Source organism: Pseudomonas sp. NPDC090755, from assembly GCF_044769005.1.
Lineage (GTDB): Bacteria > Pseudomonadota > Gammaproteobacteria > Pseudomonadales > Pseudomonadaceae > Aquipseudomonas.
This window is the reverse complement of the sequence record NZ_JBIVXC010000037.1, coordinates 1-16,373: the sequence shown is the minus strand read 5'-3', so window position 1 is coordinate 16,373 and position 16,373 is coordinate 1. Positions and strand designations below refer to the sequence as shown.

Genomic DNA, 16,373 nt, shown 5'->3' with positions numbered 1-16,373 from the left:
CCATGGCCCTGCGGTGCTTGCAGGCCATCCATGGCCTGCACCCGGCTACGCAATACCTCCACTCAGCCTCCTGAAGGGACGAACCGTGTCGTCTGAACTGGCGATGTCCGAACAGCAGAAGCAAAGACAAAAGCAAAAGCAAAAGCAAAAGCAAAATCGGAAATCAGCGGCGTGCGTGTTTGACCAGCAGGCGCTCAAGCTTCTCCCATAGCTCGGGCGCGGTGCTGAACGCCACGTTGAAACGCATCCAGCCCGTGGGCCGTGAATCGACCATGAACAACTGCCCCGGACCCAGCATGATGCCCTGTTCCAGGGCATCGTCCACCAGCGCCGCGCTGTCGGCGATGGCCGGGTGGCGGGTCCACAAGTACATGCCCTCATCACCCTCGACAAAACGCTCGAAGCCCAGCCGGGTCAGCTGCTGGCTGACCTCCTGCTGGGCCTCGGCCAGGCGCTGGCGCAGGCGTTTGAGGTGCTTGCGCCAGCGGCCATCGGTGATGGCGGCATACACCACGCGCTCCATCACCTGCGAGGTGGTCAGGCCCGAGCGCATCTTCAGTTGCAGCAACTGCTGCATCAATTCAGGGTTGGCCAGCATGAAACCGACCCGCACGTTGGGCGAGATGCTCTTGGAGTAGCTGCCCACGTACACCACCTGCTGCAGGTGGTCGAGACTGGTCAGGCAGGGCAGGGGCTCGGCGATCATGTCGGCGTACAGGTTGTTCTCCACCAGGCGAAAGCCATACCGGGCAGCCAGTTGCAGCAGGCGATGCAGTTGCGCCAGCGGCGTGCGCGAGCTGGTCGGGCTGTGCAGGTGCGGCTGGGTGAAGAACACCGTCGGGCGGTGGTGTTCGAGCAGGCATTCGAGCTGGTCCAGGTCATAGCCGTACGGGGTCCGCGGCACGCCCATCAGGGTCGCGCCCTGGAAACGCAGGATGCTCATCAGGTTGGGATAACCGGGATCGTCCACCAGCACCACGTCACCCGGGCGCACCAGGGTGCGCACCGCCAGGTCCAGGGCCTGGCTGGCGCCGTGGGTGAGCATCAGCTGGGCCGGGTTGGCGACGATGCGCAGATCCTGCTGCAGGTTCTGTGCGGTGAGGGTGCGCAGCTCCAGCAGGCCCATGGGATCGCCGTAGCCGCTGAGCTCCAGCATGCTGCTGGCCACCTGGCGCATGCCCCGACGCAGGCCTTCCTCGAACATCCAGTCGTTGGGCAACCAGCCACAGCCCGGCTTGAACGGTAGCTGGCGGCTTTCGAAGATTTTTTGCAGGTACCACTCGGAGTTGAACGCCGGCTTGCCTGGCACAGGATCGCTGGCCTGGGTCTCGACCACCGCGCGATTGACGTAGAACCCCGCATTGCCCCGGCTGACCAGCAATCCCTGGGCGACCAGGCGGTCGTAGGCCTCGACCACGGTGAAGGTGCTGACCGAGTAGGTGGCCGCGAAGGCGCGGATCGAGGGGACCTTGGCACCAGGTTTGAGGGTCTGGTTCTCGATCAGTTCACGCAGGCCGTTGATGATCTGGTTGACCAGTGGCGGCGCTGCATCGGGTCGTAATTCAAGCATCGGAAAGCTGTGTCTTCAGGGGTGCGTACCGCCGGGCGCCTGCAGGAGAACGGGGGTGTACTGGTCGGGCGGCCTGTACAGTGCAGTGGATTTTACCGCGTGCTGTGCATGGCTCTCTTTGTCAGACATTTTTACATTAGGGGTCTGTTATCGCCAGTTATAAAAAGAACACGAGGTAAGTTACAGATGGACGCAACATCCACATCCACTTCCACAGCCAAGGTGGAACACGAGAGCAAGCTCAGCGCTTCGCTCAAGTCACGCCACCTGACCATGATGTCGATCGCCGGGGTCATCGGCGGCGCATTGTTCGTCGGCTCCGGCAGTGTGATCCACAGCGCCGGCCCCGCCGCCATCCTGGCCTACCTGGCCGGTGGCATCCTGGTGGTGCTGATCATGCGCATGCTCGGTGAAATGGCGACCTCCTCGCCGGACACCGGCTCGTTTTCCACCTATGCCGAACGCGCCATCGGCCGCTGGGCCGGTTTTACCATCGGCTGGCTGTACTGGTGGTTCTGGGTCATTCTCATGGCCTGGGAAGCCTATGTGGCGGGCAAGATCCTGCATGGCTGGTTCCCGTCGATCAGCGTCAACACCTTCGTCCTGGCCACCACCCTGGTGCTGATCAGCGTCAACTTCTTCAACGTCAAGCACTACGGTGAGTTCGAGTTCTGGTTCGCGCTGATCAAGGTGGTGGCGATCATCTGTTTCCTTGTGGTCTGTAGCCTGGCGGTGTTCAACCTCTGGTCCGGTAGCGAGGTCCACGGCATCAGCAACCTCACGGCACAGGGCTTCATGCCCAACGGTATGGAGTCGGTGGTGGTGGCCATGCTCGGGGTGATGTTCGCCTTCCTCGGCGCCGAAATCGTCACCATCGCCGCGGCCGAGTCGAAGAACCCGTCCGAGCAGATCGTCAAGGCCACCAACTCGGTGGTCTGGCGGGTCTGCCTGTTCTATGTCGGTTCGATCTTCCTGATCGTCGCCCTGGTGCCGTGGAATGACCCGCTGCTGGGCCAGTCGGGCTACGGTTCCTACCGTCGTACCCTGGAGCTGCTGGGCATCCCGGGCGCCGAGTTCGTGATGAACTTCGTGGTCCTGACCTCGGTGAGCAGCTGCCTGATCTCGGCGCACTACACCGCCTCGCGCATGCTGTTCTCCCTGGCCAGCCGTGGCGATGCGCCGTCGTTCTTCAAGATCACCCGTGCCGGCAAGGGTGTTCCGGTGTTCGCCATCATCGGCTCCTGCTCGGTGGCGGTGTTCGTCGCCCTGATCAACTTCAGCGAGACCCTGCGTCCGAAAGACGTGCTGGACGTGCTGATGAACACCACCGGCATGATCGCCCTGCTGGTGTACCTGGTGATCGCCTTCTCGCAACTGAAGCTGCGCCGCAAGCTGGAAGCCGAAGGCAAGGAGATCCGCCTGAAGATGTGGCTGTTCCCCTGGCTGACTTACCTGGTGATCGTGTTCATCATCGGCTGCCTGGTGACCATGGCCTTCGTGCCTGACTACCAGGTGCTGGTGATCTCCACCGGTGCGGCGGCGATTGTCGTGGCACTGATGGGTGCGGTACTGCATGTGCGGGCGGCGAAACAGGCCCGCGCCTGATACACCCGCCTGGCGGTGGCTGTAGCCGCTGCCGCCAGGCTGCGATCGGGCGCGCAGCGGCCGTAAAGGCCTGCGCACCCGATCTGTCAGTCTCATCTGCGGTGCCTGGATTGCGGCTGCCGTGCAGCCGATCGCAGCCTGGCGGCAGCGGCTACTTCAGTCTTTGGCGATGCTCAAAATTTCCCCCACCAGCCAGTTCAGCGCCCGCTCTTGTCCGCGCTGGGCCAGGTAGACCACGTCCGTGTCGAACGCCTCCAGGGCGAACGGCAAGTCAAACAGCTGCAGGGGCAACAGGTCGGCAAAACGCCGGGCCAGTTGCGTGGGCAGCACCACGCATAGATCCGTTTCCGCCACCAGATGCGCCGCCTGCAGGTAGTTGGGCGTGGTGTAGACGATCTGCCGCACCAGGCCTTGCTCGCCCAGCCATTGATCGACCATGCCGCGCGTCTGGCCGCCATACACCCACAGGTGACGCAGGCGCAGGAAGGTTTCCAGGTCCAGGTCGCCGCCGACCTGCGGGTGGCCCTTGCGCACCGCTACCTGCAGGGTTTCGCTACGCCAGAGATGGCGCACGAAGCGCGCCGGGATCTCGTTGAAGCGGCCCACCACCAGGTCGAGCTGGCCGCGATCCAGGGCATCGATCGGCAGGCTGGTCGCCAGCGGGGCGACGTCCAGGCGCAGGTTCGGCGCGCGGTCCTGCAGGCGGCGCAGCAGGGCCGGCATGCACCACTGTTCGACGAAGTCGGTCATGGCCAGGCGAAAGGTCTGGCGGCTTTGCCCGGGGTCGAAGCTGTCGCCCACGGTGAGGGTCTGTTCGATCTGCAACAGCGCGGCGCGGATCGGGCCTTCCAGGGCCAGGGCCTTGGGCGTGGGCTGCATGCGCCGGCCAATGCGCACCAGCAGCGGGTCGTCGAGCAGCTCGCGCAGGCGCGCCAGGGCGTTGCTGACGGTGGGCTGGCTGAGGGCCAGGCGCTCGGCGGCACGGGAAACATTCTGTTCGCGCAGCAGCACGTCGAAGACCCGCAGCAGGTTGAGGTCGAAGGTAGATATATTCATTGGGCCAATATCAGGCATATGAAAATGAAATTTCTCAAATAGTAGGCGGCTGCCTAGTGTGTCGGCAATCCTTCTTTCCGAACCGGGAGTGCCGATGTGAGCAAGGGAATCGATGTGCAGCAGGCTGCGGTAGTGGGGGCCGGGACCATGGGCCGGGGTATTGTCATCAGCCTGGCCAGTGCCGGTATCCCGGTGCTGTGGCTCGACAGCAACACGCAGGTGCTGGCGGCGGGGCTGAAGGTGGCCGAGGACACCTGGGCCCAGCAGGTGGTCAAGGGCCGCATCAGCCAGGCCCAGGCCGGGCAGAACCTGGCACGGGTGCAGGCGGTGGACAGCTATGCGGCGCTGGCCGACGTGGACCTGGTGATCGAGGCGGTCTACGAGAACCTCGAACTCAAGCAGGAGATCTTCCGCACCCTGGATGCCACCCTCAAGCCGGCGGCGATCCTGGCCAGCAATACCTCGGCCCTGGACATCGACGCCATCGCCCAGGTCACCGGGCGCCCCGGGCAGGTGCTGGGCCTGCATTTCTTCAGCCCGGCGCACATCATGAAGCTGCTGGAGATCGTTCGCGGCGCACACACGTCGCCGACCGTGCTCGATGCCGCGCGGGTGCTCGGCCAGCGCCTGGGCAAGGTGGCGGTGGTGGCCGGCAACTGCCATGGCTTCATCGGCAACCGCATGCTCAAGACCTACACCAACGAAGCGCGCAAGATGCTGCTTGAAGGCGCCTTGCCCCGCCAGGTGGATGGCGCGCTGCAGGACTTCGGCTTTGCCATGGGGCCGTTTCGCATGTACGACGTGGTCGGCGTCGACCTGGAGTGGCGCGCCCGCCAGCTGGCCGGGCAGGGCATGGACAACCCGTTGGTGCAGGTGGACAACGCCCTGTGCGAGCTGGGCCGCTTCGGCCAGAAGGTCGGGCGCGGTTTCTACCGCTATGCCCAGGGTAGCCGCGAGGCCGAAGTGGATGTCGAGGTCGATGGGCTTGTGAAGGAGATTTCCAGCGGCCTGGGTTATCGGCGCCGGTCCATCAGCGACCCGGAAATCGTCGAGCGCTCGCTGCTGGCGCTGGTCAACGAAGGGGCGAAAATTCTTCAGGAGAATATCGCCGCCAACAGCCATGACGTGGACCTGGTCTACCTCAACGGTTATGGCTTTCCGGCCGCGGTGGGCGGGCCGATGACCTGGGCCGACGGCCAGGGCCTGGCGCAGGTCCTGGATCGCCTCGAACGCTTGCAGCGCATGCTCGGCGAGCATTGGCAACCGGCCGCGCTGATCGGCCGGCTGGTGGCGGCGGGCAAGGGCTTTGCCGATGTCGTGGAGGGCCGGGTATGAACTATCAGGCACCGCTGCGCGACATGCGATTCGTGCTCCATGAACTGTTCGATGTGCAAGGTCACTGCCAGCAACTGGATAACGGCCTGGACCGCGAGACCATCGATGGCGTGCTGGAAGAGGCCGCACGCTTTGCCGCCGGGGTGGTGGCGCCGCTCAATCGCAACAGCGATGAGCAGGGCTGCCGCCTGCAGGACGGCGACGTGATCACTCCGGACGGTTTTCCCCAGGCCTACCGACAATACGTCGAGCAAGGCTGGGCGAGCATGACCGGGCCGTTGGCCTTTGGCGGCCAGGGCGTACCGCAGATGGTCTCGGCCAGTGTTCACGAGATGCTGATGGGCGCCTCGCTGTCATTTCGCGCGTACTCGGGGCTGACCGAAGGCACGGTGCTGGCCCTGGACCGCCACGGCAGCGCCGCGCTCAAGCAGACCTACCTGGCCCGGCTGGTGAGTGGCGAATGGACCGGCACCATGTGCCTGACCGAACCCCAGGCCGGCACCGACCTGGCGCTGCTGCGCACTCGCGCCCGGCCCGAGGCCGATGGCAGCTACCGGCTCACGGGCAGCAAGATTTTCATCACCGGCGGCGATCAGGACCTCACCGACAACATCATCCACCTGGTGCTTGCCCGACTTCCCGACGCGCCTGCCGGGGTCAAGGGCATCAGCCTGTTCCTGGTGCCCAAGCGCCTGGTCAACGGCGATGGCTCCCCGGGGGATCGCAACGCCCTGGGCTGCGGCGCACTGGAGCACAAGATGGGCCTCAAGGGCGCCACCACCTGTGTGATGAACTTCGACGGCGCCCGTGGCTGGCTGGTGGGTGAGGCGAACCAGGGCCTGGCCTGTATGTTCACCATGATGAACGATGCGCGCTTCCAGGTCGGGCTGCAGGGCTTGGGGATCGCCGAGGCGGCATTCCAGGGCGGCCTGGCCTATGCCCGCGAGCGATTGCAGTCGCGGGCACTTGGCGGCCCGGCGGCGCCGAACAAGCCGGCTGATCCGATCATTGTCCACCCGGACGTGCGGCGCATGCTGCTGACCCAGAAAACCCTGACTGAAGGATGCCGCATGCTGGCGGCCTACAGTGCCCGCCAACTGGACCTGGAGCACGGCGCCGCCGCTGCCGCCACGCGTCAGGCCGCGGCACGGCGGGCCGCGTTGCTGATCCCCATCGTCAAGGCCTTCTTCACCGACTGCGGCCAGGAAGTGGCGAGCCTTGGCGTACAGCTCTATGGCGGGCACGGCTATATCCGCGAGTGGGGCATGGAGCAGTTGATGCGCGACAGTCGCATCACCCAGCTCTACGAAGGCACCAACGGCGTCCAGGCCCTGGACCTGATCCGCCGCAAGGTGCTGGGTGACGACGGCGCAGAGCTCCATGCGCTGATCGATGAGCTGGCGGCGCAACAGGATCAGGCCGGCGCCGTGCCGGAACTGGCCGAGTGTGTCGCACCCCGCCTTGAAGAGTGGCGTGGGCTGACCGACACCGTGTTGCAAGCCTGTCGTCGCGATCCGCAGGAGATCGGCGCGGTGTCGGTGGATTTTCTTGCCTATTCGGCCTATGTGATGCTGGCCGCGCTGTGGCTGCAGGCAGCGAGTACGGCCAGTGCGGCCCTGGCGGCGGGCCGTGGCGAGGCGGCGTTCTACCGGGCCAAGCTGCAGGCGGCGGATTTCTACCTGCGCAGGATCCTGCCCAGGGCCGGCGCCCACCGCGAGGCACTGCTGGCCGGCGCAGGCTGCCTGATGAGCCTGCCCGAGGACGACTTCGCCCTGTGATCCACCCTCAGACCCCGTGAGATGAACCTGCCATGAGCTTGCTTTTGCGCGAACACTTTCGCCATTTCCAGCCGATCACCACGCGCTGGCACGACAACGACGTCTATGGCCACGTCAATAACGTCGTCTATTACAGCTTCTTCGACAGCGCGGTGAACAGCTACCTGATCGACGCCGGCGTGCTGGATATCCAGCACGGCGAGGTCATTGCCTATGTCGTCAGTTCCAGCTGCGATTACTTCGCGTCCATTGCCTTTCCCCAACGTATCGAGGTGGGCGTGGCGGTGAGCAAACTGGGCAACAGCTCGGTGCACTACACCCTGGGCGTGTTCCTGGAAGGCGAACAGCAGGCCTGCGCGGTCGGGCGTTTCGTGCACGTCTTCGTCGACCGCGCCAGCAACCGGCCGGTGCCTGTACCTCAACCTGCGCGGACGGTATTGAGCCGTCTGCTGTGTGACTGACCCTGGAGTGCTTTGCCATGCAAGATGCCGTTATTGTCTCCACCGCCCGCACGCCGATCGCCAAGGCGTTTCGCGGTGCCTTCAACGATTTCAAGTCGCCGTCGATGAGCGCCGTGGCCATTCGCGCCGCCGTGCAGCGGGCAGCCATCGAACCGGGTGAGATCGACGACCTGGTGATGGGCACCGCAATGCAGAGTGGTACCGCCTCGACCAACCTGGCGCGCCTGTCGGCACTGGCGGCCGGGCTGCCGTTGTCGGTCAGCGGCCAGACCATCGACCGCCAGTGCGCGTCGGGGCTGATGGCCATTGCCATTGCCGCCAAGCAGATCATGGTCGACGGCATGCAGGTCACCGTCGGTGCCGGCCAGGAGCAGATCAGCCTGGTGCAGAACCCGCACATGCAGGCAGCCGCCGACGAGCAGGACGCCACCGTGCTGCGCATGGCCGAGCATGCCTACATGCCGATGCTGCAGACCGCCGAGATCGTCGCCCGGCGCTACAACATCAGCCGCGAGGCCCAGGACGCCTACAGCCTGCAATCCCAGCAGCGCACCGCCGCGGCCCAGGCGGCGGGGCTGTTCGACGACGAGATCGTGCCGGTGACGGCGCGCAAGAAAGTCGTCGACAAGGCCACTGGCGTGGTGAGCTATGAAGACGTGCGCCTGACCCGCGATGAGGGCAACCGCCCGCAGACCACCCTGGCCGACCTGCAGCAGCTGGCGCCGGTGCGCGAAGGCGGCTGCATCACCGCCGGCAATGCCAGCCAGTTGTCCGATGGTGCCAGTGCCAGCGTGCTGATGAGTGGCGCCCTGGCGGCTCGCATCGGGGTCAAGCCCCTGGGCCTGTACCGTGGCATCGCCGTGGCTGGGCTTGCGCCGGAGGAAATGGGCATCGGCCCGGTGCTGGCGATTCCCAAACTGTTGCGTCAGCACGGCCTGCAGGTCGACGACATCGGCCTGTGGGAGATCAACGAGGCGTTCGCCTGCCAGGTGCTGTACAGCGCCCAGACCCTGGGCATCGACCCGGCGCGGCTGAACGTCAACGGCGGCGCCATCGCCATCGGCCATCCCTATGGCATGAGCGGTGCGCGCATGGTTGGCCACGCCTTGCTCGAAGGCAAACGCCGCGGGGTCAAGTACGTGGTGGTGAGCATGTGTGTGGGCGGCGGCATGGGCGCGGCCGGGTTGTTCGAAGTGCTGTGACCGCCTTCAGCGTGCCCGGTAGGCCCCGGGCGCGCAGTCGAACCAGCGCAGGCAGGCGCGGTGAAAGCTCTGCACATCGCTGTAGCCGAGCTGGTCGGCGATCTGCGCCAGTTCCAGGTCGCTGCCGTGCAGGAGGTCTTCGGCGCGGTAGCGGCGGTATTCGTCGAGCAGTTCGGAAAAGCGCCAGCCCAGCGCTTTCAGGCGCCGGGCTGCGGTGCGTTCGAGCAGGTGCTGGCTGGCGCAGAAGTGCGGCCAGCGTTCGTTGTCGGCCAGGTGCCCGGCCAGGTGGTCGCTGGCCAGTTCCAGCAGGGTCGGGCGGGTGTTGCCCCGGGTCTGTTGCAGCACCTCCACCAGCATCTGCTCCAGCGCCTGGTTGCCCGGTGCCAGGGGCTGGCTGAACAACACAGGGTCCAGGTGAACACCATGCTCGGCGTGGCCCCAGCTGACCGGCGCGCGCCAGGTGCGTGGGTGCGTGCCGGTGTCCGCGGGGGCCGGGTGGGCCAGCTCGACCGCCAGGATCGGGTCGCGGTCCACGCCGCTGGCCGCCACCTTGCGGCGCAACATGCTCAACAGGCTGGTGAGGATGTAGTCGGTGATCGGCGCACTGGCCTTGAGGCTGCCGCAATCGTGCAGGCGCAGGCTGACGTGCTGCTCGCTGCGCTCGATGCGGGCCTGGAAGTGGCCGTTGAAGAACGGAAAATAGGCCACGAACCAGGCGCAGGCGCTTTCCAGTGAAGCGGCTACGTCGAACAGGTAGGTCAGGCCGTTGGTGGCAGTGGAGACGAAACGCTTGCCGGCGGCAAGGCCGATCAGCGGGTCGTGGGTCTGCGCCAGGGCCAGGGTCCAGAAGCGCCGTGACAGCACCAGGGGCACGCGCAAGAAGGGCGTGCGCAATTCGAACAGGCTGCGACGAAACACCGTCTCGATGGCGTGCACCTCCACGCCCCGGGCCAGCAGTTCCTCGATGGCGGGCAGCAGCGTGGGCGCGTAGAAGGCGTTGGGCGCGCTGTTCATGGCTGACGCTCGCGCAACTGCTGATCGACGTTCAGGATCGCGGCGATCATGGCCTGCGCCGCCGGGGTCAGGGAGTCGCCGGCGCGGCTGACGATGCCGTAGCGCAGTTGCAGGTCGGGGTCGTCGCTGTCGAGGTCGACGAAACTGAGCGGGCAGATCTGCGCCGATCCGGCCTGCTCGTCCAGGGCCTCGGCGGTGGCCAGGCCAATGGCGTCAGAGCGCAGCACCACCCGGCGTATGGCGTCGAACTGGGCGCACTCGACGCTGGTGACGAAGTCCTGGGTGCCCTGGGCGCGGGCGAGGATCTTGCGGATCAACGGCGGTATGCGCGTGCCGGCGATCGGGTAGTCGAGCAGGGCGCTGAATTTGAGCGGCCCGCGCCCTGCCAGTGGGTGCCCGGCGCGGCAGAAGAAGCGCCCGCGCCGCGGCTGCAGCACCTGCACCTGGTAGCGCGGATCGTCCTTGAAGGCGCGGGCGTCGGCGACGAAGAACTCGATCTGTTGCTCGCGCAGCCACACCGCCAGTTGCTCCCAGTCCGCCAGGTGAAAGCGGGCGCGGATCAAGGGGTGGTCGTGGATAAACTGGGCCAGGGCCTCGGGCACCAGCAACTGGGCCGGGTAGGGGCCGCTGCCGAAGTTCAGTTCACCACCTTCCAGGCCGTTGTATTGCAGCAGCTCGTTGTGCAGGGTCTGGCTGCCGGCCAGCAGGCGTCTGGCGTGTTGCAACACCAACTGGCCCTGGCCGGTCAGGCGGAACTCGCGGTTGCCGCGCTCGACCAGGACACAATCGAGGTCACGCTCCAGGGTCTGGATGCTGCGGCTGAATGCCGGCTGGCTGAGGTTGACGGCATCGGCGGCGCGCACGAAGCCGCGATAATCGGCCAGGGCCACGAAGTGACGCAGTTGTCGTAGGTCCACCATGCGCCCCTTGCATGTTACGGATACTTATTATGCATTTGATCGATAGTGTAGCGGCTGGCTTTAATCGGTGCCTGTTCCTTTTTCGTGACCTGCCATGCCTGATGCACCTTTTGTCTCCAGCGCTTTTCTGCGCACCCTGGTGGCGCATGCCCAGGGCTGTGGCCTGCCCGTCGACGACCTGGCAGAGCAGGCCGGCATCCACCGGGCCTGGCTCGAAGGCCAGTATGAAGTCCCGGCACTGGCGGTCGAGCAGCTGTTGTACGCCTGTGAAGAGGCCGGTGCCGGTCGCCGCTTCGGTTGCGAGCTGGTACCGGGCATGGCCACCAGCTCGTTGCAGGGGCTCAACATCCTGCTCGATTCGGCCGCCACGGTGCGCGCCAGCCTGGAATGCTTCATTCGCTACCTGCCACTGGTGACCAATTGCGTGCAGGTGAAGCTGGACACGTCCGCCAGTACGGCGGTCCTGCACCTGTGCCGCTATCGGCACGAACCGCATTACTACATGCTCGATGCCGCCGTGTTGAGCCTGGTGCGCAACATCGCCCGGCGTGCCGGCAAGCCCCCGGCGCAGATGTTCAGCCAGGTCCGCCTGACCCGCCAGCAGGCGGCGGGCGAATGGTTGCAACGCTTCGGTGTGGCCACTGCCGAGGGGCACTGGCCGAGCCTGCACCTGGTCCCCCAGGCCCTGGACCTGCCACTGCCCGGTGCCAACCCCTTCCTGCACCAGCGCATGCTGCGCCAGTGCCAGGGCACGACCCTGGCCGATGAGCGCAAGGATAGCCTGCAGCTGGCGCGCCACTGGCTGGCGGCAGGCGACCAGCCTATCGAGCGGATTGCCGAGCGCCTGGGCTACCGGCAACCGAGCAATTTCATCCGTGCCTTTCGCAAGCAGTTCGGGGTCACGCCCAAGCAGTTTCGCCTGACCGGCGTGCTGGCGGTATAGCGGCGGGCGATGATTGTTTTTTGTCGTGCGTCGCTTGCGCCGCGCGACTGAGGCTTGGGCATCGTTATCGGGCTGGGTAATCCTCATGGAGCTCGATAATGACAACAACAAGCTCGACAACGGCGCGCGTGCGCCCGTATCGCGGTACCGGTCGAAGGGGCTCGCCGCTGTGGCTGGCGGTGCTGGCAGGAGTCGCCGCACCCGCCCAGGCGGTCACCTTCGACATTAACGAAGACTGGAGCTTCACCACCCGCAGCAGCCTGAGCCTGGGCAGCAGCTGGTCGACCCAGAGCCCCGACCGGCACCTGATGACCCGGGCCAATGCCTTGCAGGCTCAGGGCGTGAATGCCGATGGTGCCAGTGTCACGGCCGACGACAACCGGCTGAACTTCGAGAAAGGCGATCCGATCTCGCAGACCTTCAAAGGCCTGACCGACTTCAGCCTCGATGGCCAGGGGCAGGGCGCCTTCCTGCGGCTGAAATACTGGTACGACCATGCCTATGAAACCCGTGATGGCCGCTTCAAGGATTTCGACGACAGCGGCTGGGATGACCTGGCCAGGTTCCAGGGTCTGGAGGCTCTGGACGCCTACCTGTGGAAGGACCTGCAGGTGGCCGGGCACCCGTTGGGCATCAAGCTCGGCAAGCAGGTGCTGTCCTGGGGCGAGGCGCTGCTGATCCAGAACGGCATCAACGTGATCAACCCGCTGGATATCACCGCGTTCAACCGGCCCGGGGTAGAGATCAAGGAAGGTCAGTTGCCGGTGGAGATGCTGTCGTTCAGCTTTGGCGTGTCCGACACCCTCAACCTCGAAGGTTTCTACCAGTACAACTGGCGCCCCAGCGTACTCGATGGGTGCGGCACCTTCTTTGCCGTCAGTGATGTGATCCAGCCGGGCTGCGGGCCGTTGTACCTGAGCCAGGTACTGACCGACCAGCAGATGCAGGCCAGCGGTTTGTTCGCAAGCCCCAGGGGCAACGAGTCGCCCTCGGACAGCGGCCAGTTCGGTTTCGCCCTGCGTCAGATGTTGCCTTCGCTCAACGATGCCGAGGCTGCGCTGTACTTCATCAACTACCACTCGCGCATGCCGTACCTGACCCTCAATGCCCGTGATACCAGCGTGCCGGGCACCTTTGCCGGAGGCGGGCAGGGGCCGTCGTACGCGGCGGCATTTCCCGAGAACATTCGCCTGTACGGCGTCAGCCTGACCGCTGTCGAACCCGCAAGCGGTATCTCGCTGGCAAGCGAGCTGAGCTACCGGCCGAACATGCCGCTGGCCTACAACGCGCCGGACGTCACCACGGCGGTGGTGGCCGGTGCTGCGGGCAGCGCCTGGGTGCAGTTGCCCGACGATTTTGACAACCGTGGTGGCGACCGCTTCGACGGTTGGGAGCGCAAAGGGGTGTGGCAGTGGACCGGCTCGGCGACCCAGGCCATCGACAATGTGTTGGGGGCCACGCGCCTGAGCCTGTTCGCAGAACTGGGCGTGGTGCATATCGACGGCCTGGGCGACGAACGCCTGGGGCGCAACGCCGCCTTCGGCCGCAGTGCCCCGCGCAATGGCAGCACCTGCAATCCGCCGGCGTCCGGGGTGACCAATCGCTACTGCACGGACAAGGGCTTTGCCACCGACTGGTCCTGGGGCTATCGCCTGCGCGCGAGCCTCGAATACAGCGACGTGCTGCCGGGGGTCAACCTGATCCCGGCGCTCAACTGGCGCCATGACGTCGAAGGCTATTCCTACGACCCCCTTGGCCCCTTCCAGGAAGGCCAGCAAGCCCTGGGCTTGAGCCTGACCGCCAACTACCTCAACGACTACAGCGTTGAGCTCGCCTACAACGCCTTCTTTGGCAGCAACGACTACAGCACCCTGGATGACCGTGACTTCGCCTCGGTCAATTTCAAGGTCGATTTCTAAGGAGAACAAAAACCATGCGAATCCATCCTCTGTTACTGGCCCTGACCTGCGTCAGCGCCTCGGTGCTGGCCGAGAGCAACGACCTCGGTGCGCTGGACAAGACCCTCACGCCCATGGGCTCGGAGCGCGCCGGCAATGCCGATGGCAGCATCCCGGCCTGGACCGGCGGCCTGGACAAGGGCGCAGGGCATCTCGATGCCAACGGCGGCTACAGCGATCCGTACGCCAATGAAAAGCCCCTGTTCACCTTGACCGCGCAGAACATGAGTCAGTACCAGGCCTTTCTCAGCCCGGGGCAGGTGGCGATGTTCAAGCGCTACCCGGCCAGCTTCCAGATGCCGGTGTACCCCAGCCACCGCAGCGCCCGACTGCCCACCCAGGTGCTGGCCGACAGCCGCGTCAATGCCGGCAAGACCACACTGGCCGACGGCGGCAATGGCCTGCACGACTACCAGCGCGGCATTCCCTTTCCCTTGCCCACCGAAGGCCTCGAGGTGATGTGGAACCACATGACCCGCTGGCGCGGGGGTAGCTTCGAGCGCTTGAGCAGCATTGCCCTGGTGCGTGAGAACGGCGCGGTGAGCTTTATCCGCGCGCAGTCGCTGGTGAGTTTTGCCGAAGCGGTCAGTGGCCTGGAGCCGGCTGCCAATGTGCTGTTCATGTTCAAGAGCCGGGTGCTGGAGCCGGCGCGCCTGGCCGGTGAAACCGTGCTGGTGCACGAGCCGGTCGACCAGGTCGCCGAGCCGCGTTCGGCCTGGCAGTACCTGCCGGCCCAGCGTCGGGTGCGGCGCGCGCCGATGCTGGCGTACGACAACAGTGCGCGCTACAGCAACGGCCTGATCACCGCGGACAACATCGACGGTTTCAACGGTGCACCGGACCGTTTCGACTGGAAACTGCTCGGCAAGCAAGAGATGTTCATCGCCTACAATAGCTACCGCCTGGGCAGCCGGTCGTTGAGCCTGGCCGAACTGGTCAAGCCCAACCACATCAACACGGCGTACACCCGTTACGAAAAACACCGGGTGTGGGTGGTCGAAGCCACGCTCAAGCCCGGAGCCCGGCACATCTACAGCAAGCGGCGCTTCTATGTGGATGAAGACAGCTGGCAGATCGCCCAGGTCGATCAGTACGACAGCCGCGGCGAGCTGTGGCGCAGTTCGGAACTGCATGCCATCCAGCATTACGATCATGACTTCACCTACAACGTGCTGGAGACTTCCTATGACCTGATTTCCGGCCGCTATTACGCCGGAGGCTTGAGCAACGAGGAGAAGACACCGATGCGGGTAGGGTTCATGGCCAGGACTGATGATTACACACCGTCCGAACTGCGGCGCTGGGCCAAATAAATCGCGGGGCAAGCCCGCTCCCACAAGGGGCGATGTATACCGAGCCCTTGTGGGAGCCGGCAGCGCCGGCGATAGCCACTGAACGCCAATTCCCTGCCGCTGCCGCCAGGCTGCGAAGCGGCCGTAGAGGCATTGCGACTGCTGCGCAGTCGATCGCAGGCTTCGCCAGCTCCCACACGAAGCCTTGTGGGAGCTGGCAACGCCGGCGATGGCCACTGAGCGGCTACACCCTGTAGCCGCTGCCGAGGAACGAGGCAGCGATCGACTGCGCAGCAGGCGCAACCCGGTCACCTCGTTGTACCCGACAGACTGAAGGCGTCAGGTTGTACGGCCGCTTCGCGACCGATCGCAGCCTGGCGGCAGCGGCTACACCTCGTAGCCGCTGCCGAGGAACGAGGCTGCTATCGACTGCGCAGCAGTCGCAATCCGGTCAACTCGTTGTACCTGACAGACTGAGGTCGTCAGGTCTTACGGCCGCTTCGCGACCGATCGCAGCCTGGCGGCAGCGGCTACACCCCGTAGCCGCTGCCGAGGAACGAGGCTGCTATCGACTGCGCAGCAGTCGCAATCCGGTCAACTCGTTGTACCTGGCAGACTGAGGTCGCCAGGTCTTGCGGCCGCTTCGCGACCGATCGCAGCCTGGCGGCAGCGGCTACACCCCCGTAGCCGCTGCCGAGGAACGAGGCTGCGATCGACTGCGCAGCAGTCGCAATCCGGTCACCTCGTTGTACCCGACAGACTGAAGGCGTCAGGTTGTACGGCCGCTTCGCGACCGATCGCAGCCTGTCGGCAGCGGCTACACCTCGTAGCCGCTGCCGAGGAACGAGGCTGCGATCGACTGCGTAGCAGTCGCAACCCGGTCACTTCGTTGTACCTGACAGACTGAGGTCGCCAGGTCTTACGGCCGCTTCGCGACCGATCGCAGCCTGGCGGCAGCGGCTACACCCCGTAGCCGCTGCCGAGGAACGAGGCTGCGATCGACTGCGCAGCAGTCGCAATCCGGTCACCTCGTTGTACCTGACAGACTGAGGTCGCCAGGTCTTACGGCCGCTTCGCGACCGATCGCAGCCTGGCGGCAGCGGCTACACCCCATAGCCGCTGCCGAGGAACGAGGCTGCGATCGACTGCGCAGCAGTCGCAATCCGGTCACCTCGTTGTGCCTGACAGATTGAGGTCGCCAGGTCTTACGGTCGCTTCGCGACCGATCGCAGCCTGGCG

At 65.4% G+C, this 16,373-nt stretch carries 12 protein-coding genes; 8 read left to right on the top strand and 4 right to left on the bottom strand.

Annotated features, from left to right (window positions below):
* Positions 1-163: 163 nt before the first annotated feature.
* Positions 164-1,570, bottom strand: a complete 1,407-nt coding sequence (locus ACIQUS_RS26580) for a PLP-dependent aminotransferase family protein (RefSeq protein ID WP_403053976.1) — start codon at positions 1,568-1,570, stop codon at positions 164-166.
* 186 nt (positions 1,571-1,756) lie between these two features.
* On the opposite strand from ACIQUS_RS26580, the gene ACIQUS_RS26575 reads away from it, so the two are divergent.
* Complete coding sequence (locus ACIQUS_RS26575; protein WP_403053973.1) at positions 1,757-3,175, top strand: amino acid permease; 1,419 nt, start codon at positions 1,757-1,759, stop codon at positions 3,173-3,175.
* 156 nt (positions 3,176-3,331) lie between these two features.
* Here the strand turns inward: ACIQUS_RS26575 and ACIQUS_RS26570 are convergent, their stop codons facing one another.
* Complete coding sequence (locus ACIQUS_RS26570) at positions 3,332-4,249, bottom strand: LysR family transcriptional regulator (protein WP_403053970.1); 918 nt, start codon at positions 4,247-4,249, stop codon at positions 3,332-3,334.
* Positions 4,250-4,378: 129 nt separating this feature from the next.
* Between ACIQUS_RS26570 and ACIQUS_RS26565 the strand changes: the two genes are divergently transcribed.
* From ACIQUS_RS26565 to ACIQUS_RS26550, 4 genes are read left to right on the top strand one after another with little or no spacing between them, the layout of a single operon-like run.
* Positions 4,379-5,566: a 3-hydroxyacyl-CoA dehydrogenase family protein gene (locus tag ACIQUS_RS26565; RefSeq protein ID WP_403053979.1), complete on the top strand. Its 1,188-nt coding sequence runs from the start codon at positions 4,379-4,381 to the stop codon at positions 5,564-5,566.
* Complete coding sequence (locus tag ACIQUS_RS26560) at positions 5,563-7,344, top strand: acyl-CoA dehydrogenase C-terminal domain-containing protein (RefSeq protein ID WP_403053967.1); 1,782 nt, start codon at positions 5,563-5,565, stop codon at positions 7,342-7,344. The genes ACIQUS_RS26565 and ACIQUS_RS26560 overlap by 4 nt, the downstream gene beginning before the upstream one ends.
* Positions 7,345-7,376: 32 nt before the next feature.
* Complete coding sequence (locus ACIQUS_RS26555; protein WP_403053964.1) at positions 7,377-7,805, top strand: acyl-CoA thioesterase; 429 nt, start codon at positions 7,377-7,379, stop codon at positions 7,803-7,805.
* Between the two features lie 17 nt (positions 7,806-7,822).
* Positions 7,823-9,007 carry an acetyl-CoA C-acyltransferase gene (locus ACIQUS_RS26550; protein ID WP_403053961.1) on the top strand — a complete coding sequence of 395 codons (1,185 nt, stop codon included), beginning with the start codon at positions 7,823-7,825 and terminating at the stop codon, positions 9,005-9,007.
* A 6-nt stretch (positions 9,008-9,013) separates the two neighbouring features.
* Here the strand turns inward: ACIQUS_RS26550 and ACIQUS_RS26545 are convergent, their stop codons facing one another.
* On the bottom strand, positions 9,014-10,021 hold the full coding sequence (locus ACIQUS_RS26545; RefSeq protein WP_403053958.1) for an AraC family transcriptional regulator ligand-binding domain-containing protein: 1,008 nt from the start codon (positions 10,019-10,021) through the stop codon (positions 9,014-9,016).
* A complete protein-coding gene (locus ACIQUS_RS26540) occupies positions 10,018-10,938 on the bottom strand; it encodes a LysR family transcriptional regulator (protein WP_403053955.1) in 921 nt (306 codons plus the stop codon). The genes ACIQUS_RS26545 and ACIQUS_RS26540 overlap by 4 nt, the downstream gene beginning before the upstream one ends.
* Positions 10,939-11,035: 97 nt before the next feature.
* Here ACIQUS_RS26540 and ACIQUS_RS26535 point away from each other — a divergent pair, with 97 nt between their 5' ends.
* From ACIQUS_RS26535 to ACIQUS_RS26525, 3 genes are all read left to right on the top strand, one after another.
* Positions 11,036-11,884 carry a helix-turn-helix domain-containing protein gene (locus ACIQUS_RS26535; RefSeq protein WP_403053953.1) on the top strand — a complete coding sequence of 283 codons (849 nt, stop codon included), beginning with the start codon at positions 11,036-11,038 and terminating at the stop codon, positions 11,882-11,884.
* A gap of 98 nt (positions 11,885-11,982) precedes the next feature.
* Positions 11,983-13,803, top strand: coding sequence for a DUF1302 domain-containing protein (locus ACIQUS_RS26530; RefSeq protein ID WP_403053950.1), 1,821 nt, complete (start codon positions 11,983-11,985; stop codon positions 13,801-13,803).
* Between the two features lie 14 nt (positions 13,804-13,817).
* Positions 13,818-15,155, top strand: coding sequence for a DUF1329 domain-containing protein (locus ACIQUS_RS26525; RefSeq protein ID WP_403053947.1), 1,338 nt, complete (start codon positions 13,818-13,820; stop codon positions 15,153-15,155).
* Positions 15,156-16,373: the final 1,218 nt, after the last annotated feature.